Source organism: Mesorhizobium sp. M0016 (assembly GCF_040324035.1).
Taxonomy (GTDB): Bacteria; Pseudomonadota; Alphaproteobacteria; order Rhizobiales; family Rhizobiaceae; genus Mesorhizobium.
On sequence record NZ_JAMYVM010000007.1, the window covers coordinates 253,571 to 273,273 of the forward strand.

The 19,703-nt window shown below is 62.0% G+C and carries 23 protein-coding genes and 1 pseudogene; 8 read left to right on the forward strand and 16 right to left on the reverse strand.

The window, feature by feature from the left end; genetic code table 11:
- Window position 1 precedes the first annotated feature (1 nt).
- Together NKJ88_RS13720 and NKJ88_RS13725 are read left to right on the forward strand one after the other, a co-directional pair.
- Window positions 2-541 (forward strand): glycoside hydrolase family 19 protein, encoded by a 540-nt coding sequence (locus tag NKJ88_RS13720; protein WP_352444349.1) that lies wholly within the window; start codon window positions 2-4, stop codon window positions 539-541.
- A 109-nt stretch (window positions 542-650) separates the two neighbouring features.
- The gene (locus tag NKJ88_RS13725) at window positions 651-773 is read left to right on the forward strand and encodes a hypothetical protein (RefSeq protein ID WP_023668910.1); all 123 of its coding nucleotides are present in this window, start codon (window positions 651-653) and stop codon (window positions 771-773) included.
- An 82-nt stretch (window positions 774-855) separates the two neighbouring features.
- Here NKJ88_RS13725 and NKJ88_RS13730 read toward each other — a convergent pair whose 3' ends face one another.
- The 6 genes from NKJ88_RS13730 to NKJ88_RS13755 form a co-directional block, all read right to left on the reverse strand.
- A complete protein-coding gene (locus tag NKJ88_RS13730; RefSeq protein WP_023668909.1) occupies window positions 856-1,221 on the reverse strand; it encodes a PRC-barrel domain-containing protein in 366 nt (121 codons plus the stop codon).
- 84 nt (window positions 1,222-1,305) lie between these two features.
- Window positions 1,306-1,509, reverse strand: a complete 204-nt coding sequence (locus NKJ88_RS13735) for a dodecin family protein (protein ID WP_023668908.1) — start codon at window positions 1,507-1,509, stop codon at window positions 1,306-1,308.
- Window positions 1,510-1,606: 97 nt separating this feature from the next.
- Window positions 1,607-2,485, reverse strand: coding sequence for a 3-deoxy-8-phosphooctulonate synthase (gene kdsA, locus NKJ88_RS13740; RefSeq protein ID WP_031204764.1), 879 nt, complete (start codon window positions 2,483-2,485; stop codon window positions 1,607-1,609).
- Window positions 2,482-3,354, reverse strand: a complete 873-nt coding sequence (locus tag NKJ88_RS13745) for a VOC family protein (RefSeq protein WP_352444352.1) — start codon at window positions 3,352-3,354, stop codon at window positions 2,482-2,484. Before NKJ88_RS13745 ends, kdsA begins: the two co-directional genes overlap by 4 nt.
- 55 nt (window positions 3,355-3,409) lie before the next feature.
- The gene (locus NKJ88_RS13750; RefSeq protein ID WP_023696086.1) at window positions 3,410-3,700 is read right to left on the reverse strand and encodes a Dabb family protein; all 291 of its coding nucleotides are present in this window, start codon (window positions 3,698-3,700) and stop codon (window positions 3,410-3,412) included.
- A 114-nt stretch (window positions 3,701-3,814) separates the two neighbouring features.
- Window positions 3,815-3,949, reverse strand: a complete 135-nt coding sequence (locus NKJ88_RS13755) for a hypothetical protein (RefSeq protein WP_352444354.1) — start codon at window positions 3,947-3,949, stop codon at window positions 3,815-3,817.
- A 259-nt stretch (window positions 3,950-4,208) separates the two neighbouring features.
- Here NKJ88_RS13755 and NKJ88_RS13760 point away from each other — a divergent pair, with 259 nt between their 5' ends.
- A complete protein-coding gene (locus NKJ88_RS13760) occupies window positions 4,209-5,459 on the forward strand; it encodes an SAM-dependent methyltransferase (protein ID WP_023743028.1) in 1,251 nt (416 codons plus the stop codon).
- A 60-nt stretch (window positions 5,460-5,519) separates the two neighbouring features.
- On the opposite strand, the gene NKJ88_RS13765 is transcribed toward NKJ88_RS13760, so the two are convergent.
- Both NKJ88_RS13765 and NKJ88_RS13770 read right to left on the reverse strand, forming a co-directional pair.
- Window positions 5,520-7,499, reverse strand: a complete 1,980-nt coding sequence (locus NKJ88_RS13765; RefSeq protein ID WP_352444356.1) for a bifunctional 2',3'-cyclic-nucleotide 2'-phosphodiesterase/3'-nucleotidase — start codon at window positions 7,497-7,499, stop codon at window positions 5,520-5,522.
- Window positions 7,500-7,640: 141 nt separating this feature from the next.
- Entirely contained in the window at window positions 7,641-8,906 is a 1,266-nt protein-coding gene (locus NKJ88_RS13770; protein ID WP_352444357.1) for an NAD(P)/FAD-dependent oxidoreductase, read from the reverse strand.
- A 181-nt stretch (window positions 8,907-9,087) separates the two neighbouring features.
- Between NKJ88_RS13770 and NKJ88_RS13775 the strand changes: the two genes are divergently transcribed.
- A complete protein-coding gene (locus NKJ88_RS13775) occupies window positions 9,088-9,753 on the forward strand; it encodes a 5-formyltetrahydrofolate cyclo-ligase (RefSeq protein WP_352444358.1) in 666 nt (221 codons plus the stop codon).
- Window positions 9,754-9,808: 55 nt separating this feature from the next.
- Here the strand turns inward: NKJ88_RS13775 and NKJ88_RS13780 are convergent, their stop codons facing one another.
- Window positions 9,809-10,081, reverse strand: a complete 273-nt coding sequence (locus NKJ88_RS13780) for a hypothetical protein (RefSeq protein ID WP_031203541.1) — start codon at window positions 10,079-10,081, stop codon at window positions 9,809-9,811.
- A gap of 50 nt (window positions 10,082-10,131) precedes the next feature.
- Window positions 10,132-10,314, reverse strand: a pseudogene (locus tag NKJ88_RS13785) (Lrp/AsnC ligand binding domain-containing protein); the annotation flags it as partial.
- 174 nt (window positions 10,315-10,488) lie between these two features.
- On the opposite strand from NKJ88_RS13785, the gene NKJ88_RS13790 reads away from it, so the two are divergent.
- Window positions 10,489-10,902, forward strand: a complete 414-nt coding sequence (locus tag NKJ88_RS13790) for a hypothetical protein (protein WP_155922397.1) — start codon at window positions 10,489-10,491, stop codon at window positions 10,900-10,902.
- On the opposite strand, the gene NKJ88_RS13795 is transcribed toward NKJ88_RS13790, so the two are convergent.
- Window positions 10,899-11,372 (reverse strand): Lrp/AsnC family transcriptional regulator, encoded by a 474-nt coding sequence (locus tag NKJ88_RS13795; protein WP_023668897.1) that lies wholly within the window; start codon window positions 11,370-11,372, stop codon window positions 10,899-10,901. The genes NKJ88_RS13790 and NKJ88_RS13795 overlap by 4 nt on opposite strands.
- A 155-nt stretch (window positions 11,373-11,527) precedes the next feature.
- Here NKJ88_RS13795 and ald point away from each other — a divergent pair, with 155 nt between their 5' ends.
- Window positions 11,528-12,643, forward strand: a complete 1,116-nt coding sequence (gene ald, locus NKJ88_RS13800) for an alanine dehydrogenase (protein ID WP_352444361.1) — start codon at window positions 11,528-11,530, stop codon at window positions 12,641-12,643.
- A gap of 205 nt (window positions 12,644-12,848) precedes the next feature.
- Window positions 12,849-14,129, forward strand: a complete 1,281-nt coding sequence (locus NKJ88_RS13805; RefSeq protein WP_031195686.1) for an outer membrane protein — start codon at window positions 12,849-12,851, stop codon at window positions 14,127-14,129.
- 390 nt (window positions 14,130-14,519) lie between these two features.
- On the opposite strand, the gene NKJ88_RS13810 is transcribed toward NKJ88_RS13805, so the two are convergent.
- The 5 genes from NKJ88_RS13810 to NKJ88_RS13835 all read right to left on the reverse strand — a co-directional run bounded on the left by NKJ88_RS13810 (window position 14,520) and on the right by NKJ88_RS13835 (window position 18,539).
- Window positions 14,520-14,987 carry a DUF1203 domain-containing protein gene (locus NKJ88_RS13810; RefSeq protein ID WP_023736671.1) on the reverse strand — a complete coding sequence of 156 codons (468 nt, stop codon included), beginning with the start codon at window positions 14,985-14,987 and terminating at the stop codon, window positions 14,520-14,522.
- Between the two features lie 258 nt (window positions 14,988-15,245).
- Window positions 15,246-15,809 carry a GNAT family N-acetyltransferase gene (locus NKJ88_RS13820; RefSeq protein ID WP_023682574.1) on the reverse strand — a complete coding sequence of 188 codons (564 nt, stop codon included), beginning with the start codon at window positions 15,807-15,809 and terminating at the stop codon, window positions 15,246-15,248.
- Window positions 15,810-15,814: 5 nt separating this feature from the next.
- Window positions 15,815-16,666, reverse strand: coding sequence for a 3-mercaptopyruvate sulfurtransferase (gene sseA / locus NKJ88_RS13825; RefSeq protein ID WP_023691267.1), 852 nt, complete (start codon window positions 16,664-16,666; stop codon window positions 15,815-15,817).
- 95 nt (window positions 16,667-16,761) lie between these two features.
- Window positions 16,762-17,505, reverse strand: a complete 744-nt coding sequence (locus tag NKJ88_RS13830) for an alanyl-tRNA editing protein (protein WP_352444365.1) — start codon at window positions 17,503-17,505, stop codon at window positions 16,762-16,764.
- The gene (locus tag NKJ88_RS13835) at window positions 17,505-18,539 is read right to left on the reverse strand and encodes a cysteine synthase A (RefSeq protein WP_352444366.1); all 1,035 of its coding nucleotides are present in this window, start codon (window positions 18,537-18,539) and stop codon (window positions 17,505-17,507) included. Before NKJ88_RS13835 ends, NKJ88_RS13830 begins: the two co-directional genes overlap by 1 nt.
- 324 nt (window positions 18,540-18,863) lie before the next feature.
- On the opposite strand from NKJ88_RS13835, the gene NKJ88_RS13840 reads away from it, so the two are divergent.
- Window positions 18,864-19,685 (forward strand): SDR family oxidoreductase, encoded by an 822-nt coding sequence (locus NKJ88_RS13840; RefSeq protein ID WP_352444368.1) that lies wholly within the window; start codon window positions 18,864-18,866, stop codon window positions 19,683-19,685.
- Window positions 19,686-19,703 lie beyond the last annotated feature (18 nt).

Here is a 19,703-nt window from a genome sequence, read left to right on the forward strand (position 1 = left end):
GATGCATTTCTTCGCTCAAGCGGCGATGGAAACCGGTGGCTTCACCCTCATTCGCGAATCCCTGACCTACACGACCGTGGCGGCAATCCGGAACGCATGGAGGTCGCGAGCCGCGGGCAAGACCGATCAGTGGATCGGGGACAACCTGCTGCGCAAGCCGCAAGCCCTGGGCGACTGGGCCTATGGCGGCCGCATGGGCAATGTGAAAGGAACGTTGGACGGCTTCAATTTCCGCGGCGGCGGCACGTTCCAGACCACCGGGCGCGACGCGTACACGGCCAAGGGCAAGCTCGCCAAGGTTGACCTCGCCAATCATCCTGAACTGATCGAGGATCCGCAGACTTCGCTGCTCGCAGCTTGCGCCGAATGGAAAGGGTCAGGCTGCAATGCCTTTGCCGATGCCGGCCTGATCAAAAAGATCTCGCGCGCGATCAACGTCGGCAACGCCAATTCCGCCACGCAGGCCAATGGCGAAGCGGATCGGATCGCCTGGCACGAAAAGATTTTCAAGGCGGTGAAGAATGCCGGACTCCTCGGCTGAGCATGCCTCGGATCACGTTCGGCAACACCACGTCATCATAATTCAGAGATAACAATCTCTGTGTCGACTAGGATGGTGATGCGCGGGGCGAAACAGGAGGAGTTTCGCCATGTCCGAGTTGAGCGGTATCGTGAGTTTGTTCCTGATCGCGGCGGCGTTCCTGACGTCCTGCGATACGCAGCAGCCGCCAAGGGCGGCGACGCAGCTGTCCACGTTTCATGCGGCAGAATAATTTAGAAACTGTCGGGTTGCACTGAAAAGGCCCCCGTTTCGGAATTCGGGGGCCTTTTCACGTCAGGCGTCAGCGCAGCTGATCAATGCCAATACGGCGTGACCTTGTAGTAATCATAGGAAGCATCACGCGCGGCCTCGCCATCGGCGCCGGCCAGTTCATTGATCGAATAGGCGGGTGCTGCCTTCAGCTGCTCCTTCGAGAACGGCACGACATAGCCGCCCTTGTCCTCGTCATAGTCGAGGCTCGCCCACGGAATGGCGTGATACTTCTCGCCAATGCCGAGAAATCCACCGAACCCGATAACCGCGAACATGATGCCGTTCGACGTCTTGTCGAGCATGATGTCCTCGATGCTGCCGATGCTCGTGCCTTCGGTGTTGTAGACCGACGTGCCGATGACGCGCGAAGCGGCGATGGCTTCGGTGTGGCCTGTCTGGGTGGTCATGGCTGCTGCTCCTCATGTCGTTGATCGATACTTTGACAATGAGGGGCGCGGGCGAAAGTTCCCGTTTTTTCGAGCGGCGGGCGGTTACTCCGCGAGGATGAACGTCACCTTCATGTTGACGCGATAGGCCGCGATCCTGCCGTCCTCGACGACGATCTTCTGGTCCTGGATCCAGGCGCCTTCCACGTTCTTCAGGGTCTTTGAGGCGCGCTCAATCCCCTTCTCGATGGCGTCCTGAAAGCTCTTTTTCGACGACGACGTGATTTCGGTGACGCGGGCGACGGACATGGCTTCCTCCTGCCAAGACGCTCATTTGCAGCAGCGAGCCTACAGCCGGCTTATGCCTTCCACAAGCAGGGCAGCGCGCGCGCCATCGCCGAATCCATCAGCCTCGGTTCAGGTCAGCAGCATTCTTGGCGATGCGGTCGAATGCCATCAGTCTTTCGAGCAGCGCCGGCATGTCCTTCAGCGGCAGCATGTTGGGCCCGTCGGAGGAGGTCGAATTGTCGGGATCCTGGTGGGTCTCTATGAACACGCCGGCGACGCCGACGGCAACGGCAGCCCGCGCCAGCGTCTCGACAAAGCGGCGCTCACCACCGGAGGAACCGCCCTGCCCGCCCGGCTGCTGCACCGAATGGGTGGCGTCGAAAATCACCGGCGCGCCGATCTCGGCCATCAGAGGCAAAGCCCGCATGTCCGACACCAGCGTGTTGTAGCCGAAAGACGCGCCGCGCTCGGTGGTCAGCACATTGAGGTTGCCCGAACCGGTGATCTTGGCCACCACGTTCTTCATATCCCAGGGCGCCAGGAATTGCCCCTTCTTGACGTTGATCACCTTGCCGGTCTTGGCGGCGGCGACCAGCATGTCGGTCTGGCGCGACAGGAAGGCCGGAATCTGCAGCACATCGACATGGTGTGCGACGATCGCGCACTGCTCCTCGGTGTGGACATCGGTCAGAATGGGAACCGAAAATTCCTTGCGCAACTCGTCGAACACCGGAAGCGCCGCGTCCATGCCGGCGCCGCGCGTTGCCGACAGCGAGGTGCGGTTGGCCTTGTCGTAGCTGGTCTTGTAGACGAGGCCGATGCCGAGCTTGCCGGTCAGTTCCTTCAGCGCGCCGGCCATGTCGAAAGCGTGCTGGCGCGATTCGAACTGGCACGGGCCGGCGATCAACGCCAAGGGCCCGCTGTTGTCGAAGACGACGTTGCCGACGGTTACCGACGAATTCGGCGCCAGCGAATTGGGCCCTTGCGGCTTGCTCATGGGGTCTCCCGGAAGATGAAAGCCGCGCCCTGTCCGGATGCCGGCTGCACGACGATTTCGTTGCCCGCTATATCGTGCCCGACGGCGTTGTCTGCAAGCAGCCTCGCGACAGCGCCGACACTGCGGGCCGAAAAGACGATCGCGGCGAAGCGAAGGTCCGTCGGCGCGCCAGCCGACATGCCGAAGCGCTCAGCGAAAGCCGCGGGCTTGAGAACGCTCAAACGCGCGTTCGCCAGGTCGAACGCCGTGCTGCTCCTCTGCCTCGAACCCGTCGCTGTCTCGATCAGGTGGCGCTTTTCGGATGGCACGTCGCTGATCGCGACGATTTCGGCAATGCCGGTCACGCCGTTGGCATGGGCCTGCAGTGCTGTACGGTCGATTTGAGGGGCGTTGATCCGCTCGCAAGCGAACAGAAAGGCGTCCATCGTCTCGGCGCCGGCGGCGAAAGCCAGTTTGAACGAGGCCATGTCGCTCTTTCCGGCCGTGTCGGTGAAGGCGCGGGAAAAGCTCAGTACGTCTCCCGCCGACAGGCCGGCTTTGATAAAGCGCGCATGGTCCGCATCGGCATCGTCGGTGGCCAGCACCACGGCGGAAAAGCCCTCATCGCCCAGCCTGGCGCGATTGAGCCGGTCGCGCGCGACAAAGACATTGCCACCGGCAAATGCCTCGTCTGCAGCCTGTTCATTCCCGACCGCCAGCGGTTCGAGGTAGGTGCCGTCGGCGAAGAAGACGCAGCAATTTTCGGTGCCGAAAGGGTGGATGCCGGTTGGTGCGACGATGAAGCCAAGCGATGTCAGCCGCGCCCGCGCCACGGCGAGGCTCGCCGTCGGCAGCACCAGATGGTCAAGCGGATGGGTCGTGCTGGTCATGCCGGCGCGGTGTGCATCATTCCCGAAATTGGTTCAAGGCCTCTTGCCGGCCCGATCAGGCCGTCGCCACGATATCGGCCGAATAGCGCAATTCGCGCAAGGGTTTGACCCGGCTGGTCGTCTCGGCATAGAGCGGGTGCGCCTTGTATGCGGCAAGCGCGGCATCGTCCTCGAACTCGGCATAGACGACCACGTCGATCGCATCCGACAGCGGATCGACCTTGGTGTTGAGCGTCACCTCGAAGAGGCTTGAATGCGGGATCTTGCCCAGTGTGAGCAAGCCCGTGCGCACGGCCTCGACATCGTCCTTGCGCCGCGCGCTGAAGAAAACGATATGCCGGATCACGCCTGCCTCCACGTTCGATTTGCGGCATGTTTTGTGTGAGCGGGACCGTCGCGTCAACCGCCACGATGTCGCGCCCGGCAATGCCGGCAGGCGACTTTGCAGAGGCGCAAAAAGCTAGGATTTGCCGGTGACGTAGCGCACGACGCGCGACATCTCCCTGACCGTCGTGTCGAGATAGCGGCCCTGATTGTAGAGGCCGTCCCAGATCAGGAAAAAGGCGATGGCGGTGATGACGATGACGTAACGCATGGCTGAAACTAACGTATGTGGCTGTTCGTAACCACAGCGATTTCACCGGCGGTCGCTCGCCCTCACGGATTCTGGCCCCAGGCACGCCACCTGGGCCAGTGCCGGGCACGGCTTGCCTCTTGAAGTTCCCGTCGATGCGGTGGAAGATTGTGGCCAAAATTCACGCAGGCTACGGCGTTCGCGCCTGACGAATGAAAGTGGAGGATGTGGAGGCCGGCAGATCTTGCGCCGCCCCCGCGGAAGTCCAGGGGGGTGTGAGATGGCTGTCAGGGAATACAAAGGCATCGGCGACGCCATCAGGCTGGACGAACTCAATTTCGCCGAGATGGTCAAGGGCCTGCCGGCCAAGGCGCGCATGGTGCTGTCGGCGGCGATGAAATTGCCGCGCGGTTCGCTGAAGGTGAGGATGCCGGATGGCCGGGCGGTTCTTGTCGGCGGCAACGGACCCGGCCCGGATGCCGAACTGGTGTTGAAGAACTGGCGCCTGCCCGGCCGTGCCTTTTCCGGCGGCACCATCGGCGTTGCCGAATCCTACATGGACGGCGACTGGGAAAGCCCTGATGTAACCAGCTTCCTGGAACTGTTCGTCGTCAACTCGGCCGTTGGCGAACGCATTGCCGGCGGCGCCAGCTGGCTCATCAACACGGTCCAGCGCATCCGCCACTGGTTCAACGAAAACACCCGCACAGGCTCGAAGCGCAACATCTCGGCGCATTACGATCTCGGCAACGCCTTCTACAAGCAATGGCTCGATCCCAGCATGACCTATTCGTCGGCGCTCTATGCGACCGGCGCCAACGACCTGGAAAGCGCTCAGGCCGCCAAATACCGCGCGCTGGCCAAGGATACGGGCATCGGCAAGAAGGACCATGTGCTCGAGATCGGCTGCGGCTGGGGCGGTTTTGCCGAATTTGCCGCGCGCGAGATCGGCTGCCGCGTCACCGGCCTGACCATCAGCCGCGAACAGCACGATTTCGCCAAGGCGCGCATCCAGAAGGCGGGACTGTCTGACAAGGTCGACATCAAGCTGCAGGATTACCGAGACGAAACGGGCACTTACGACCGCATCGCCTCGATCGAGATGTTCGAGGCGGTCGGCGAAAAATATTGGCCGGTATTTTTCGGCAAGATGAAGGCATGCCTGAGGCCCGGCGGCACCGCCGGCCTGCAGATCATCACCATCAACGAGGCCGCTTACGACACCTATCGGGCGCGGCCGGATTTCATCCAGCGCTATGTCTTCCCAGGCGGCATGCTGCCGACGCCGTCGATCCTGAAGACGCTGGGCAGCGACCATGGCCTTGCCCATCTGCGCGAGCGCGTCTTTCCGGACGACTATGCCCGCACGCTTGCCGAATGGCGCAACCGCTTCTGGGCGTCGTGGGAAAAGATCGTCCCGCTCGGCTTCGACGACCGCTTCAAGAAGCTTTGGGAATTTTATCTCCACTATTGCGAAGCCGGCTTCAGGGCCAGCTACATCGACGTGCGCCAGGTGGTCTACAAGGCCTGATCCGAAGCGTGATTGAGCGGGCGTATGCCCGCTCGTTTCCCTGTTACCTGCGCGTTTGCCTCAAAGCAGGATGCGATACTTCGCAAACCCGGATTCGCCCTCGCCGGCCGGCTCGATCTTGAGCGATTTCACCCCAAATATGAAATCCTTCGCTTTGGGGCCGGTCTCGAACACGACGCTGGTGCCGGGCAGCGGCGTGAACGACCAATTGTCGTCGGCCGAGGGGTTGATCGTGCCTTCGCTGACGACGTAGCGCACGATCACGTCGCGGTTGGTGTCCGGCGCCTCGTAGATGATCTTCGAGGCATTGATGTCGGGGAAATTGCCGCCACCGCCGGCGCGGTAATTGTTGGTGGCGACGACGAATTTCGCTGCCGGATCAATCGGCTTGCCGTCGAAGCTGAGGCCGACGATGCGGTTCGAGCCGGCATTGGCGACGCCACCCTTGGCATCGTATTTCGGCAGCTGCGACAGGTCTATTCCGTAGCTGACGCCATCGATCACATCGAAATTGTAGGACGGGAATTCGGTGTCGATGAGCGCCTGGTCGGCTTTGCCCGGCTCGATCTTCCTGAAAATGCCGGCCGACATTTCCAGCCATTCCTTCACTTGCGCGCCGGTGATTTCGACGGCACGAACCGTGTTCGGATAGAGATAGAGGTCGGCGACGTTCTTGATGGCGATGTCGCCCACCGGCACGTCGGTATAGTAGTCGGCGCCGTTGCGCCCGCCGGCCTTGAAGGGCGCCGCCGCCGACAGCAGCGGCACGTCCTTCCACTGCGTGCTTTTTAATATGTCCTTGAGGTACCAGCTCTGCGCCTGGTTGACGATCTGCACCGACGGATCGTCGGCGACCAGCGCGAAATAGGAATAGAGCGGCGCCGAGGTCTTGCCGACCGGTCGGCGGACATAGGCAAGTGTCGCCTCATGGTCCGCCTTCAGCGCATCGACGACGCGCTGGTCGTCCGCCACCGTCGGCTTGTTTGCCTTGTCGACGCGCTGGTAGATCGGCCTTGCCTCCGATGTGGCCGAGGCTACGCGCCATTTCGATCCGTCCCGTTCCAGAAGCAGATCGATCAGTCCCATATGCGAGCCCCAGAAACCGCCCATCACGGCGGGCTTGCCCTGCAGCGTGCCTTTCTCGGTGTCGACGCCTTCGAGCGCCTGAAAATCCTTCTTGCCGGGGAAGACGAGATGCTGATGGCCGGTGAACACCGCATCGATGCCTTCGACGCCGGCGACGAAGAAGGAGGCGTTCTCCATGCCGTCGCCCTGCTTGATATCGATGCCGGAATGCGAGAGCGCGATGACGATGTCGGCGCCCTCCTCCTTGATCTGCGGCACCCATGCCCTGGCCGCCTCGACGATGTCGCGCGTCCTGACATTGCCTTCCAGGTTCTTCAGGTCCCAGACCATGATCTGCGGCGGCACAAAGCCGATGATGCCGATCTTGATCGGCTGCTCGGCGCCCGACCCGTCCTTGATCTTCTTGTCGAGGATGACATAGGGCTTGAGGTAGAGCTTGTCGTCGCGCGGTTTGGCGGCAAGCTCGGTGCCGCGGATCAGATTGGCGCAGACGAAGGGGAAATTGGCTCCGGCCAGCACCTTGTCGAGGAACGACAGGCCGTAATTGAACTCGTGATTGCCGAGCGTCGAGCATTCATAGCCCAGCAGGTTCATGCCCTTCATGATCGGATGCAGATCGCCTTCCTTGAGGCCCTTCTCATAGGCGATGTAATCGCCCATCGGATTGCCCTGCAAAAGATCGCCATTGTCGATCAGCATCGCATTGGTGGCTTCCTTGCGCACCGCCGCGATCAGTGAGGCCGTCCGTGACAGGCCCATCGTGTCGTTGGCTTTGTCGGCGTAGTAGTCGTAAGGCAGCACATTCACATGAATGTCGGTGGTCTCCATGATCCTCAGATGCGCCTGATTGGCCTGCGCGCGGGCGGAAAACGGATGCAGCATGATCAGCGCCCCGCTGGCGGCCGTACCGGCAAGAAAACTACGGCGGGAGACGGGGTAATTGAGATGCGGCATTGGTTTTCCTTCCCAGCGACGTGACAAGATCCCAGCCCCGGGCGGAAGCTTCGCGCCGAAAACCGGCCATGTCCATCGGGAAGTCAGTCGATCAGCAAAAGGTGACGGCTGGATGAATATCCTTGGCCGCGGTTGAGAACCTCAGCCCTTGTCATCGTCGCCCTGGGTGATCAGCCGCGCGCTGCGCTGGCCGGTGAAATAGATCCATAGCCAGCTAAGCGACACCGAGAGCCGGTTGCGGAAACCGATCAGGAAGTAGATATGCGCCACGCCCCACAGCCACCAGGCAAGCCATCCCGTGAGCTTGATCGAGCCGAAATCGATCGCGGCTGCCCACTTGCCGATCGTCGCCAGGTCGCCGGCATGTTTGTAGCGGAAAGGCCGCGGCGCGCCATCGCCGGCCAGCCGCGCCCTGATCGTCGCGGCGACATGCTTGCCCTCCTGCTTGGCCGAGGGCGCCACGCCGGGCACCGGTTTGCCGTCCGGCCGCAAGACATGCGCGGTGTCGCCGATGACGAAGATTTCAGGACTGTTCGGCACGGTCAGATCGGGCTCGACCATTACCCTGCCCGCCCGGTCCACCGGCGCGCCCAGCCACTCTCCCGCGGGTGAAGCCGCCACGCCGGCGGCCCACAGGATGGTTCGCGCCGGCAGATGCGTATCGCCAAAGACGACGCCTTCGGCATCGAGGCGCGTGACGGCGCGGCCAAGCTCGACCGTGACGCCCCGCCGCTCCAGCGCCTTGCGCGCATAGTCGGACAGCTTTGGCGCGAAATTGGCTAGGATCCTGTCTCCGGCCTCGACCAGCACCACACGCGCCTCACGCGTGTCGATGTTGCGGAATTCGCCGCGCAGCGTTTCATGCGCGAGTTCGACAATGGTGCCGGCAAGCTCCACGCCGGTCGGGCCGCCGCCGACGATGACCAGTGTCAGCAGTGCCTGGCGCTTGGCCGGATCGGTCTCGCGCTCGGCCTGCTCGAAGGCGAGCAGGATGCGCCGCCGAATGGTGGTTGCGTCTTCAAGCGTCTTCAGCCCGGGCGCGAAAGGCTCCCATTCGTCGTGGCCGAAATAAGCATGACGCGCGCCGGTGGCGAGCACCAGCGTGTCGTAGGGAACAGAACTGCCGTCCTCAAGCAGCACGCGTTTGCCTGGACGGTCGACGCCGGTGACGTTGCCGAGCAGCGTCGTCACGTCCTCGCGCTTGCGCAGCAGATGACGGATCGGCCAGGCAACTTCCGAGGTCGCCAGCGAGGCGGTCGCCACCTGGTAAAGCAGCGGCTGGAAAAGGTGATGGTTGCGCTTGTCGATCATGGTGATGCGCACGGGTGCGCCGGCCAGCGCCCGGGTGAGTTCGAGACCGCCGAACCCTGCGCCGACGACAACGACATGATGGCTGGTTTCACTCATCGCATTCACCCCTGTTTGTCTCTCTTTATCTAGTGATTTTTGTGCACCGCAACAATGTCGCGGCGCGCTAGACTGCCGCGCGTAAGGCTGCCCAGGACTCGTCGCCGGATGTCGCGAATGCCTATGTCGGCAAGCCTGGACGGGTATAGCCTTGCAGGGGCTGGAACCACGGGAGTGAAGCATGGCCAACGACGATGACAAAGATCGCAAAGGGCGGGCGCAATATTCTTCGCCGCCTTGCTTCATGCACGAACTCGATCCGGAATTTCGCGCGCCATTGACCGACTGGACCGATGTGCGCCGTTGGCGCAAGGCCGAGCGCGAGCGTCTGATCGCGGCACGGTTGGCGGTTTCCGCCGATGCGCGGGTGGCGATGTCGCGGGCTATCGCCGAAGGGCTCGACGCGACCATGGGCGACATTGCCGGCCGCATGGTCAGCCTCTATTGGCCGTTTCGCGGCGAGCCGGACCTGCGGCCGTGGATGCCGTCGATCAACGAACGCGGCGGCCGCACGGCGCTGCCCATCGTGATCGAGAAGGGCCAGCCGCTGATCTTCCGCGCTTATGTGCCTGGCGACCGGCTGGAAAAAGGCGTCTGGAACATCCCTATCCCCGCCGAAGGCGACCCGGTGCTGCCCGACATCGTCATCTCGCCGATCGTCGGCATCGACCCGCGAAACTACCGCCTGGGCTATGGCGGCGGCTTCTTCGACCGCACGCTGGCTGCCATGCCGTTCAAGCCATTGGTCATCGGCGTCGGCTACGAACTGCAGCGCATCCCCACCATCTACCCGCAGCCGCACGACATCCCGATGGACCAACTGGTGACCGAGGTATTAAAAGCCTAGCGTGATGAGATTCAGAGACCCTCCGTGTGATCGCACATATTCATAAATATCACGCTTAGAAAAGATCGCCGTTGGTGTCATTCCCAGGCAACTGAGGAATATCCGCCTTACCGGCATCTTTATACTCGGCCAACAAACGAATGCGGCGATACACACTGAACAGAATTTTCAGAAAGACAAGCGGATCTCCGGTGCGCGCGTGTAGCGCACCTGCAGACGGAAGCTCAATCAATCGGGCCATGTCATTGGCACTGTCGGCGATTATCTTCACCTCTTCAGCGGCTTTTCTAGTATCCACTTTATTTGTTTTAAGCACAATTCCGTGCACTCCGCTACTCAGCTCCTAAGCCTCTCCGCTTCTTCTCCATCGCCGCGCGATCAACAATCGCGCAAGGCAAAGGACGAACTGATCTTCATCACGTGCGGCATAACAGACAGCCACTTCTTGTGGATGCGTTGATAGCCCACGAGGTGCTTCGCCGCGATGCGCAGGATGTAGTCGTATTCACCCGACATCAGGTGGCAGGACAGCACATTTGGGCAGCACTTTATCGCCGCATCGAGGCCGGTTGACCGCCGTGTAGCAACACAAATGTTACGTGACAAAAATCCGACGTGGTCGATAAATACTCTTTAAGGGAACCATGCTGCAGCGAACCGCTTCGACATGCGCTTCGGGCGGATCCAACAGTGTCGAGCCGCTCTTGAATTGGCTGCTTCGCAACGGGTGGCGAGATGATCGGACGAACCATAGCAATTACCCTCGCAATTGCGTTTTCCCTTTCGCCTTTGCATGCGCAACCACGGCATCGTTTGCCGAGCGGCTACAAATGGGGCCGCTGCCTGCTTGTTGTTGGCGGTCAGACCCGCATATCCGGAAGGTGCTCTTATCAAATCGAGCAGGGCGGCGATTTCAATATCCAGGGACCGAAGCAAGTTTTTGCAGGGATCGACTATCCTGATCCGCATAGTGGCGCTGGTGAAATGTCTAAAGATTACTGGGCGGATGTCTACAAGGACGGTGATGTCTGGGCGGGCTATGCAAACTCCGACATTCGCGCCACCCACGGTGATGAACGCTGGGAAGAACTTCGCCGCGAAGGCGCATGCTATATCGGGAAGGACGTCCGAGTATGTTTGTGGCGTTAAGCCAGTTCCGGCTTCATTCCCATGGCGGTCCGATCGACGATCTCGCGCAGGGCAAAGGATGAGTTGATCTTGGTCACATGCGGCATCGCCGACAGCCACTCCTTGTGGATGCGCTCATAGTCGACCAGATCCTTGGCGGCGATGCGCAGGATATAGTCGTATTCGCCCGACATCAGGTGGCACGACAGCACATTCGGGCAGCGCTTGATCGCCGCCTCGAAATCCGACAGCGTCTTTTCGAACTGTCCCGACAGCGATATGTGCACGATCGCCGTCATCTGGTGACCGAGCGCTGCATTCGAAAGCCGGGCGTGATAGCCGCGGATGGTGCCGGATTTCTCCAGATTGTCGAGCCGGCGCGAACAGGCCGACTGCGACAGGCCGACCCTTTCGGCGAGCGCCGCATTGGGTATGCGGCCATCCTTCTGCAGTGCCTCGAGAATGGCGATATCGATCCTGTCGAGCGGCATTTCTCGTGATTCCTGCGAAATTTCCTTGATTTCGCGCAACGATTATCGAAACGCGTGACCCCGCGCAAGCGCATTCGCAAACACCTGCGCAACGATTTGTGGTTCACTCGGTTGATACAGGGAACGAGCCCGAAGGGCCGGATCAGGAGAAGACTATGCGCGTCGGTTGCCCCAAGGAAATCAAGAACCACGAATACCGCGTCGGCCTGACGCCGGGCTCCGTCCGCGAATATGTCGCGCATGGTCATGAAGTGCTGGTCGAAAGCGGCGCCGGCGCCGGCATCGGCGCCGATGACAATGCCTACCGCGCCGCCGGCGCCACCATCGCCAGGACCGCCGCCGACGTGTTCGCCAAGTCCGACATGATCGTCAAGGTCAAGGAGCCGCAGCCCAACGAATGGGCGCAGCTGCGCGACGGCCAGATCCTCTACACCTATCTGCACCTGGCCCCGGATCCGGAGCAGACCAAGGGCCTGCTCGCGTCCGGCGTCACCGCAATCGCCTATGAGACCGTAACCGACGACCGCGGCGGCCTGCCGCTCTTGGCGCCGATGTCGGAAGTTGCCGGCCGCCTGTCGATCCAGGTCGGCGCGACCGCGCTGCAGAAGGCCAATGGTGGCCGCGGCGTGCTGCTCGGCGGCGTGCCCGGCGTGCTGCCCGGCAAGGTCACCGTGCTCGGCGGCGGCGTCGTCGGCCTGCATGCCGCCCGCATGGCGGTCGGCCTCGGCGCCGACGTCACCATCATCGACCGCTCGATCCCGCGCCTGCGCCAGCTGGACGACCTCTTTACCGGCCGCGTCCACACCCGCTACTCCACAGTCGAGGCGCTTGAGGAAGAATGCTTCTCGGCCGACATCGTCGTCGGCGCCGTGCTCATCCCGGGTGCTGCTGCACCCAAGCTGGTGACCCGCGAAATGCTGTCGGGCATGAAGAAGGGCTCGGTGCTGGTCGACGTCGCTATCGACCAGGGCGGCTGCTTCGAGACTTCGCACGCCACCACCCATGCCGAGCCGACCTATGAGGTCGACGGCGTGATCCATTACTGCGTCGCCAACATGCCGGGCGCCGTGCCGGTGACCTCGGCGCACGCGCTCAACAACGCGACGCTGCATTATGGCCTGCAGCTGGCCGACAAGGGCCTGAAGGCGCTGGTCGACGACCACCATTTGCGCAACGGCCTCAATGTCCACAGGGGCAAGATCACCAATCGCGCCGTGGCCGAAGCACTCGGCTATGAGCTGGTCGAACCGAAAGTGGTTCTGGCTGCCTGACCTGACCTGGCATTTTGCCTCCCTTACCCGCCGGTTGTACCGGCGGGTTTTTCTTGGCTACAAGACCGCAAAACGCCCGCTCCAGGGCAAGGTGCAGCCCCTCTCGACAGCGCTTTTGCCTGTCGATGTGACATTTTTGTCATTCCAATATTAACGAGCATCCTGTTAGAACACGGACGGGTTTGTTCTATGCTAAGGGGCTAAAATGTTTATTTCTGCTAAATCCGTTCTTCTCGGCGCCGTTTCGGCAATGGCTTTGATATCGGTAGCGCATGCCGCCGACGTTGTGCAGCCGGTGGAAGAACCTGCCGGTTTCAACTGGAGCGGCGCCTATGTCGGCATCGGCGGCGGCTTCGGCGCCACCGTGCACCGCATCAGCGTCGACCCGTTTCTCGACTTCAATGGCATCGGCGGCAACGGCGTGTTTGGCGAAGTGACCGCCGGCTACGACTACATGGTCTCTGAACGCTTCCTGCTCGGCGGCTTCATCGACGCCAACATCGGGAATATCGGTCCGTCGATCAGCCTTCCGGGCGCTGATATCGACCTGACGAACGCTTATGGCTTCGACGTCGGCTTGCGCGCCGGCTATCTCTTGAACCCCAGTACGCTCGGCTATGTGCTCGGCGGCTACACTTGGAACCATTTCAAGCTCGAGGGTTCGGGCTTTGCCGACGGTCTTGATTTCACGGAGAACCGTGGCGGCTATGTCGTCGGCGTTGGCATGGAAACCGTGCTGCGCGGCAACTGGACGATTAAGACCGAGTACCGCTACGCCAACTATGGCGACGACTCGGTGGCTGACCTCGGCATTATCGGCGGCCCGGGAACCTCTCTGGATGTCGAGCCGTCCAGCCACACCTTCCACATCGCGGCCAATTACCGCTTCGGCGCCCAGAATGGCGGCGGGGCCTCGTTTGCTGCTCCGACCTACAACTGGACCGGCTTCTATGTCGGCGGCGCGCTTGGCGCCGGCACCGTGGTGCATGACCTGACGCTCGCCAGCGCCCTCGAATTGGATGGCATCGGCGGCGAAGGCGTGTTCGGCGAGGCGAGCATCGGTTACGACCATGATTTCGGCGGCTGGGTCGCCGGCGTTCTGGTCGACGCCCGCTATTCCGGCATACGCTCGAAGCTGGACATTCCGGGTGGGTCGATCAAGGGCGATGCCGACTATGGCTTCGATGCCCTGGCCCGCATCGGCGCCAAGGTCAACGAATCGACGCTGGCCTATGTCCTCGGCGGTTACAGCTGGCAGCATTTCGACCTGCATGCCTCCTCGCCCGTTGGCGACATCGTCGACTGGGGATCGAGCGGCTTCTCGGTCGGTGGCGGCCTGGAAACGGCCGTTTCCAGCAACATGACGCTTGGTCTCGAATACCGCTATTCGCAGTATGAGAAAGAAGATTTCGGCTCGGGCGGCTTCCTCACCGACGAGCCTTCCTTCCAGACCGTTCGCGTCGGCGCGAAGTATAAATTCAACTAAACGCCGCACACACACACGGCGAAGGCCCGTCGGTCAATTCCGGCGGGCTTTTTCTTTGCGCAAAATTCCTGGCGCCGGAATTGAACAGGCTGGCGGACATCAAAAAAGCGGAGCCAAAGCCCCGCTTCCTCGGTCATCGAGATCCCCGCCGGTTCATCCGCGGTCGGCAATCCATCGACGCTGGTCTTTTACCGAGAGAATGCGACGGGAGTACGACAAGTCCCAACCGCCATCGGCGTGCGTCGCCATGCCGGCGAGGATCGCGATGCTGTGTGAAGTGCTTCACATCCGCAATTCGAAAAGCATGCGCAGACAGGGATGCCAACTTGACGGATCGAGACGTCACACGGTTCCCAACTGCCCGCCAGACCACCGGCGGGCATCTTTTTGTCAGAAACGCTCGATGCGGCACTGATAACAATTGTTGCGCGCCGAGCGGACGTGGACATAGGCGATGTCAGCGCGCTCAAACAGCGTCTCTGCCCGCGCCGCAATGCCGCCAGTCGGAATGACGCCGCCGCTGCCATAGACGATGCGGTCATCCGCACCATAGCCGCGCACGATATAGTCGCTGCTCTCAAGCATCTCTGGAAGCGCTTCTGTCTCGGCTGCGCGTTCGCATTCCTGCGCATGCAGGAAGATCGGTCCTGTCTCGGCGTAAGGCTGCAACGCCGGAAACGGCCGATAGGCCATGATCAGATAGCCATCGCCTTCGGCGACGTTTCTCAGGCAATGCCGGCACGGCACCCCGTCGCCATCTGAAACCTTCCGCTCCGGCGTTTGCCCGTAGGCGTCCGGCCCGCCGCGCTGCAGCGCTCTCACATCTTCTGTCGGCAAGGCTTTGAACTGGACGGTCATGGCTAAATCTCCGGTGTGGTTGACCGGAAATTATGCCCCCGCCGAGGTGCTTCCCACCCGATTCCTGTCAACTGTCAGCAGCCCGGCCAGTCTCAGGCCGGACTGCTTCGGCATTGGGCAGGTCCCGCGCCGGCTCAGCGGATGAAATCGTCGAAGCGGCGCAGCATCACCCGGCGCCTGCGCCAGTTCTCGTCCTGGGTCCGCACGAGCAGGAATTCCTCGCCATGAACGGTCGGTTCGGCCTTCAGTCGGAGAAAGTCACGGCCGCATGACGCTGGCCGAGCGCTCGGCGAACGACAGCGGATGCACGGTCTCCTTCTTTTGCGCCACCGGCGCAAAACCGAGCTTCTGGTAGAGCGGCAAGGCAGCCGGATGGTCGAGCGTGCAGGTCTGCACCGTTACCCGTTTCGGCCCATACGACCATGCTGCGGCAATCGCCGCACCGAGGAACCAACGGCCGATGCCTTGCCCGGTCGCATGTTCCATCATGCCGAAATAGGCGAGCTCGACTTCCTCTGGCAAATGCGGCTTGAGGTCGAAGAAACCGGCCGGCGCGCCGTCGAGATAAAGCACCCTGATGTCGCGGTCCTCGCGGTGGATCCCGGCGGCAAGCTCGTCATCGTCCAGCCTCAGCACATTGACCCAATGCCATTTGCGCCCGACCCGATCCATCAGGTAGCGATAGAAATGCAGCGGAATGTCCTTGGTCCTGAGCAGCGCGATCTGCCTGTTGTAGGGCAAGGGCGGCGAATAGGCCGGCGGCACATGCATTTCCAGAAACGTGACCGTGACCTCGATGTCGTCCAGCGCGCCATTTTCCATCGCCATCATTCCTTGCCCGTCACCACGGGCGTGTCTGCCAGCCCGCCCCATTCCGTCCATGAGCCGTCGTAGAGCCGGTTGTCGGTGTGGCCGAGCGTCTCCAGCGCCAGAGTGACGACAGCCGCCGTGATGCCGGAACCGCAAGAGGTGACGACCGGTTTCGACAGATCGATACCGGCATCCTCAACGGCCTTGCGCAACTGGTCCTTCGACAACAGCGCGCCATCCTGTGACAGCGCCGAATAAGGCAAATTGTGCGCGCCGGGCATGTGGCCGGAGCGAACACCCGCGCGGGGCTCTGGCTCGGCGCCGGTGAAGCGGCCCGCGCCTCGGGCGTCCGCAATCTGGCTCTCGCCAGTCTCGACGATGCGGCGCATGTCGGCAAGGCTGGCGACGCGAGCGGCATCGAAATCGGCATGAAACACATTCGGCGCGATCTTGGTCGGCTCCGCCGTCACCGGCCGGCCCGCCGCCTTCCAGCGGTCGAAGCCGCCGTCGAGCACATAGACCTGGAACACGCCCATGACGCGGAACATCCACCAGGCGCGCGGCGCCGAGAAGAAACCCGGACCGTCATAGACGACGATGGTGTCGTCGGCCGAAATTCCCATGGCGCCTACATATTGCGCGAAATGCTGTGGCGAGGGCAGCGTGTGCGGCAGCTTGGCATCAGGATCGGAGGCCGCATCATGATCGAAGAATCGCGCGCCCGGAATATGCGCAGCCTCATACTCGGCGCGCGCATCGCGCTTCTGCGCCGGCAGATACCAGGATGCATCGACGATCGTCAGGCCGGGCTCGCCAAGACGGCTCTGCAACCAGTCCGCATCGACGGTGAAAGGGCTGTCATCGGCCATTGTTCTTCTCCTGCTCCGCCTTGGCGAAGCATTGCTTCCTGTTGACCATGATCTTCCCCGAAAACCAGCTTCCACTTTTCGGGATCATGGTTCGTTCAAGCTACCGGCAGCGGTCCGAAGCGAATGCGAAAACGCCGGTTTTCGCGGCCCTTCTTCTCGATCTTGCCGATATGGATTTCACCGACTTCGCCGGTGCTTTTGACATGGGTGCCGCCGCAGGGCTGGCTGTCGATCGAAGCGTTGTCGCCGATGCAGACCAGGCGGATCTTGCCGGTGCCGGCGGGCGGCCGGACATTCTTGGATTTCACCAGGCCAGGATTGGCTGCCAGTTCCTCGTCGGTGATCAGCCTGATGAAGATCGGATGATCGGCTCGCACCAGTTCCATCAGCCCGGCGGTGACGTCTTCCCTGGTGAAGCCGGCATCGGGAGCGTCGAAGTCGACGCGGCTGTCATCTTCGGAAACCGCGGCACCGGTAATCGGAAACGGACAGACGACGGTGAGCAAATGGCAAGCTGCGTGCATGCGCATCAGGAGATGCCGCCGCTCCCAGCCGATGGCGAGTTTCACCTGCTCGCCGACCTCGGGTGCCGGTTGCTCCGGCGCCGGCACATGGATGATCTCGTCCTTGGTCTCGCCGGTGATGGTGGCGGCAATGGCGATGCGGCTGCCGTCGGCGCGCTCTAATGTGCCGGTATCGCCAGGCTGGCCGCCCGATGTGGCATAGAAAATGGTCCGGTCGAGAATGATGCCGCCGCGCTCGTTGATGGCGACAACAGTGGCGTCAGCCGCTCTGAGATAGGCGTCATCGCGAAACAGCGCTTCTGTTCTGTGCGCCATCAGGCGACCTTCTCATACGGCACCAGAATTGTGCTGCGCTCATCCATCCAGCCCGGCACCGGCAGGTTCTTCTCACGCAGGAATTCCGGGTTGAACAGCTTCGACTGGTAGCGCGTGCCATAGTCGGCAAGGATGGTCACGATGGTGTGGCCGGGGCCAAGCTCGCGCGCCAGCCGGATCGCGCCGGCAATGTTGATGCCGGTCGAACCGCCGACGCACAGGCCTTCTTCCTGGATCAGGTCGAAGACGATCGGCAGCGCTTCCTCGTCCGGCACCTGGAACGAGAAGTCCGGCGTGAACCCATCGAGATTTGCCGTGATGCGCCCCTGCCCTATCCCTTCGGTGATCGAGCTGCCGTCGGACTTCAATTCGCCATTGGTGTAGAAGGAATAGAGCGCCGCACCCAGCGGATCGGCGAGCGCGATCTTGACGTTGCTGCTCTTGGCCTTCAGCCCGAAGGCGACGCCGGCCAGCGTTCCGCCCGAACCCACCGCCGAGACGAAACCGTCGACCTTGCCGCCGGTCTGCATCCAGATTTCTTCCGCCGTGGTGCGGATATGGCCGTCGCGATTGGCAACGTTGTCGAACTGGTTGGCCCAGATCGCGCCGTTCGGGTCCGACCTCGCCATCTGCTCGGCCAACCGCCCCGACAGTTTCACGTAATTGTTGGGGTTCTTGTAAGGCACCGCCGGCACTTCGATCAGCTCGGCGCCAAGCAGCTTGATCGTGTCCTTCTTTTCCTGGCTCTGGGTGTCGGGAATAACGATCACTGTGCGATAGCCCAGCGCCTTGGCAACCAGCGTCAGGCCAATGCCGGTATTGCCTGCCGTGCCTTCGACGATGACCCCGCCCGGCTTCAACAGCCCGCGCTGTTCGGCGTCGCGGATGATGAACAGGCCTGCGCGATCCTTGACCGACTGGCCGGGGTTCATGAACTCGGCCTTGCCCAGGATCTCGCAGCCGGTCTGCTCCGAGGCCTTGTTGAGGCGGATCAGGGGCGTGTTGCCGATCGCTTCGATCACAGAACGGGGCATCCGGGATTCCTTATGTAGCTGCGGCGAGACCCTAGAAACCCGAAGCGTGCGTTTCAAGGCAAGAATTCGCCTGGTCCAGAGCATGATGCCGAAAAGTGTGAGCGGTTTTCGGCCGACATCATGCTCTATTCCCTTGATTCAGAGTCGGATGATGGCAGGTCTGTTCGATCTGCCATCATCCGACTCTGGGCGCATTTCGGGCACTGCAATCTCCCGCGGCCGGACATCGCGCGATGACGATCATTTCAACCAGTACGGAAAAGCGCTCTTTTCATTCGATTTTTTCACCGCTAGAGCACTAATGACAGATCGGCAGGGCGCAGAATGACACTTTACCGGGCCAACCCGAAGCACGGCGTCGCCTGGATAACCGGCGGCAGCAGCGGCATCGGCCGTGCGCTGGCCAAAGACCTCGCGTCAAAGGGCTTTGTCGTCGCGGTCACCGCACTCGACGGCGACCCACTCGACGCGCTCATCGTCGAGACGGCGCAGATGCCGGGACGTGTCGCCGCCTACCCTTGCGACGTCACCGATGAGCCGCGCATGGCAAGCACGGTGGCGGCGATTGAAAAGGAGCTCGGGCCGATCGTGCTCGCCGTCTTCAACGCCGGCAACTACATCGCCACGCCCGGCGAAGACCTCAGGGTCCGCGACTTTCGCCAGACCTTCGAGGTCAACTATTTCGGTATCATCAATGGCCTCGTCCCGCTCATGGAGCGCATGCGCATCCGTGCGCGCGGCCATATCGTGCTTGTCGGGTCGGTCACAGCCTATTTCGGCTGGCCGACCACCGCGGCCTATGGCGGCTCGAAGGCGGCGATCAACATCTTGGCCGAGTCGCTGAAATACGATTTCGACAAGATGAATGTCCGGATCCAGGTGATGAATCCGGGCTTCATCGACACGCCGCTGACCGAAAAGAACATGCTGCCGATGCCGGGGCTGATGCCGGTCAACCGCGCCTCGCGCCGCATGCTGCGCGGCATCGAGCATGGCGGCTTCGAAGTCACCTTCCCGCGCCGCCTGAGCTGGGGGCTGAAGCTGCTGGCGCTGCTGCCAAGGCCAGTCTGCCGGTGGTTCATCAGCACGGCGACCCGCTGGACAGGGCGGCCGCTGAATTTCGACCGCAAGCCGCCGAACCAATAGCTGTCCACAGCCCGGCTG

Bases quoted from the DNA above. Each gene is read 5' to 3' on its own strand.
- NKJ88_RS13720 (WP_352444349.1), top strand. From the start codon at position 2: ATGCATTTCTTCGCTCAAGCGGCGATGGAAACCGGTGGCTTCACCCTC.
- NKJ88_RS13725 (WP_023668910.1), top strand. From the start codon at position 651: ATGTCCGAGTTGAGCGGTATCGTGAGTTTGTTCCTGATCGCGGCGGCG.
- NKJ88_RS13730 (WP_023668909.1), bottom strand. From the start codon at position 1,221: ATGACCACCCAGACAGGCCACACCGAAGCCATCGCCGCTTCGCGCGTC.
- NKJ88_RS13735 (WP_023668908.1), bottom strand. From the start codon at position 1,509: ATGTCCGTCGCCCGCGTCACCGAAATCACGTCGTCGTCGAAAAAGAGC.
- kdsA (WP_031204764.1), bottom strand. From the start codon at position 2,485: ATGAGCAAGCCGCAAGGGCCCAATTCGCTGGCGCCGAATTCGTCGGTA.
- NKJ88_RS13745 (WP_352444352.1), bottom strand. From the start codon at position 3,354: ATGACCAGCACGACCCATCCGCTTGACCATCTGGTGCTGCCGACGGCG.
- NKJ88_RS13755 (WP_352444354.1), bottom strand. From the start codon at position 3,949: ATGCGTTACGTCATCGTCATCACCGCCATCGCCTTTTTCCTGATCTGG.
- NKJ88_RS13760 (WP_023743028.1), top strand. From the start codon at position 4,209: ATGGCTGTCAGGGAATACAAAGGCATCGGCGACGCCATCAGGCTGGAC.
- NKJ88_RS13765 (WP_352444356.1), bottom strand. From the start codon at position 7,499: ATGCCGCATCTCAATTACCCCGTCTCCCGCCGTAGTTTTCTTGCCGGT.
- NKJ88_RS13770 (WP_352444357.1), bottom strand. From the start codon at position 8,906: ATGAGTGAAACCAGCCATCATGTCGTTGTCGTCGGCGCAGGGTTCGGC.
- NKJ88_RS13775 (WP_352444358.1), top strand. From the start codon at position 9,088: ATGGCCAACGACGATGACAAAGATCGCAAAGGGCGGGCGCAATATTCT.
- NKJ88_RS13790 (WP_155922397.1), top strand. From the start codon at position 10,489: ATGATCGGACGAACCATAGCAATTACCCTCGCAATTGCGTTTTCCCTT.
- NKJ88_RS13795 (WP_023668897.1), bottom strand. From the start codon at position 11,372: ATGCCGCTCGACAGGATCGATATCGCCATTCTCGAGGCACTGCAGAAG.
- ald (WP_352444361.1), top strand. From the start codon at position 11,528: ATGCGCGTCGGTTGCCCCAAGGAAATCAAGAACCACGAATACCGCGTC.
- NKJ88_RS13805 (WP_031195686.1), top strand. From the start codon at position 12,849: ATGTTTATTTCTGCTAAATCCGTTCTTCTCGGCGCCGTTTCGGCAATG.
- NKJ88_RS13810 (WP_023736671.1), bottom strand. From the start codon at position 14,987: ATGACCGTCCAGTTCAAAGCCTTGCCGACAGAAGATGTGAGAGCGCTG.
- NKJ88_RS13820 (WP_023682574.1), bottom strand. From the start codon at position 15,809: ATGGAAAATGGCGCGCTGGACGACATCGAGGTCACGGTCACGTTTCTG.
- sseA (WP_023691267.1), bottom strand. From the start codon at position 16,666: ATGGCCGATGACAGCCCTTTCACCGTCGATGCGGACTGGTTGCAGAGC.
- NKJ88_RS13830 (WP_352444365.1), bottom strand. From the start codon at position 17,505: ATGGCGCACAGAACAGAAGCGCTGTTTCGCGATGACGCCTATCTCAGA.
- NKJ88_RS13835 (WP_352444366.1), bottom strand. From the start codon at position 18,539: ATGCCCCGTTCTGTGATCGAAGCGATCGGCAACACGCCCCTGATCCGC.
- NKJ88_RS13840 (WP_352444368.1), top strand. From the start codon at position 18,864: ATGACACTTTACCGGGCCAACCCGAAGCACGGCGTCGCCTGGATAACC.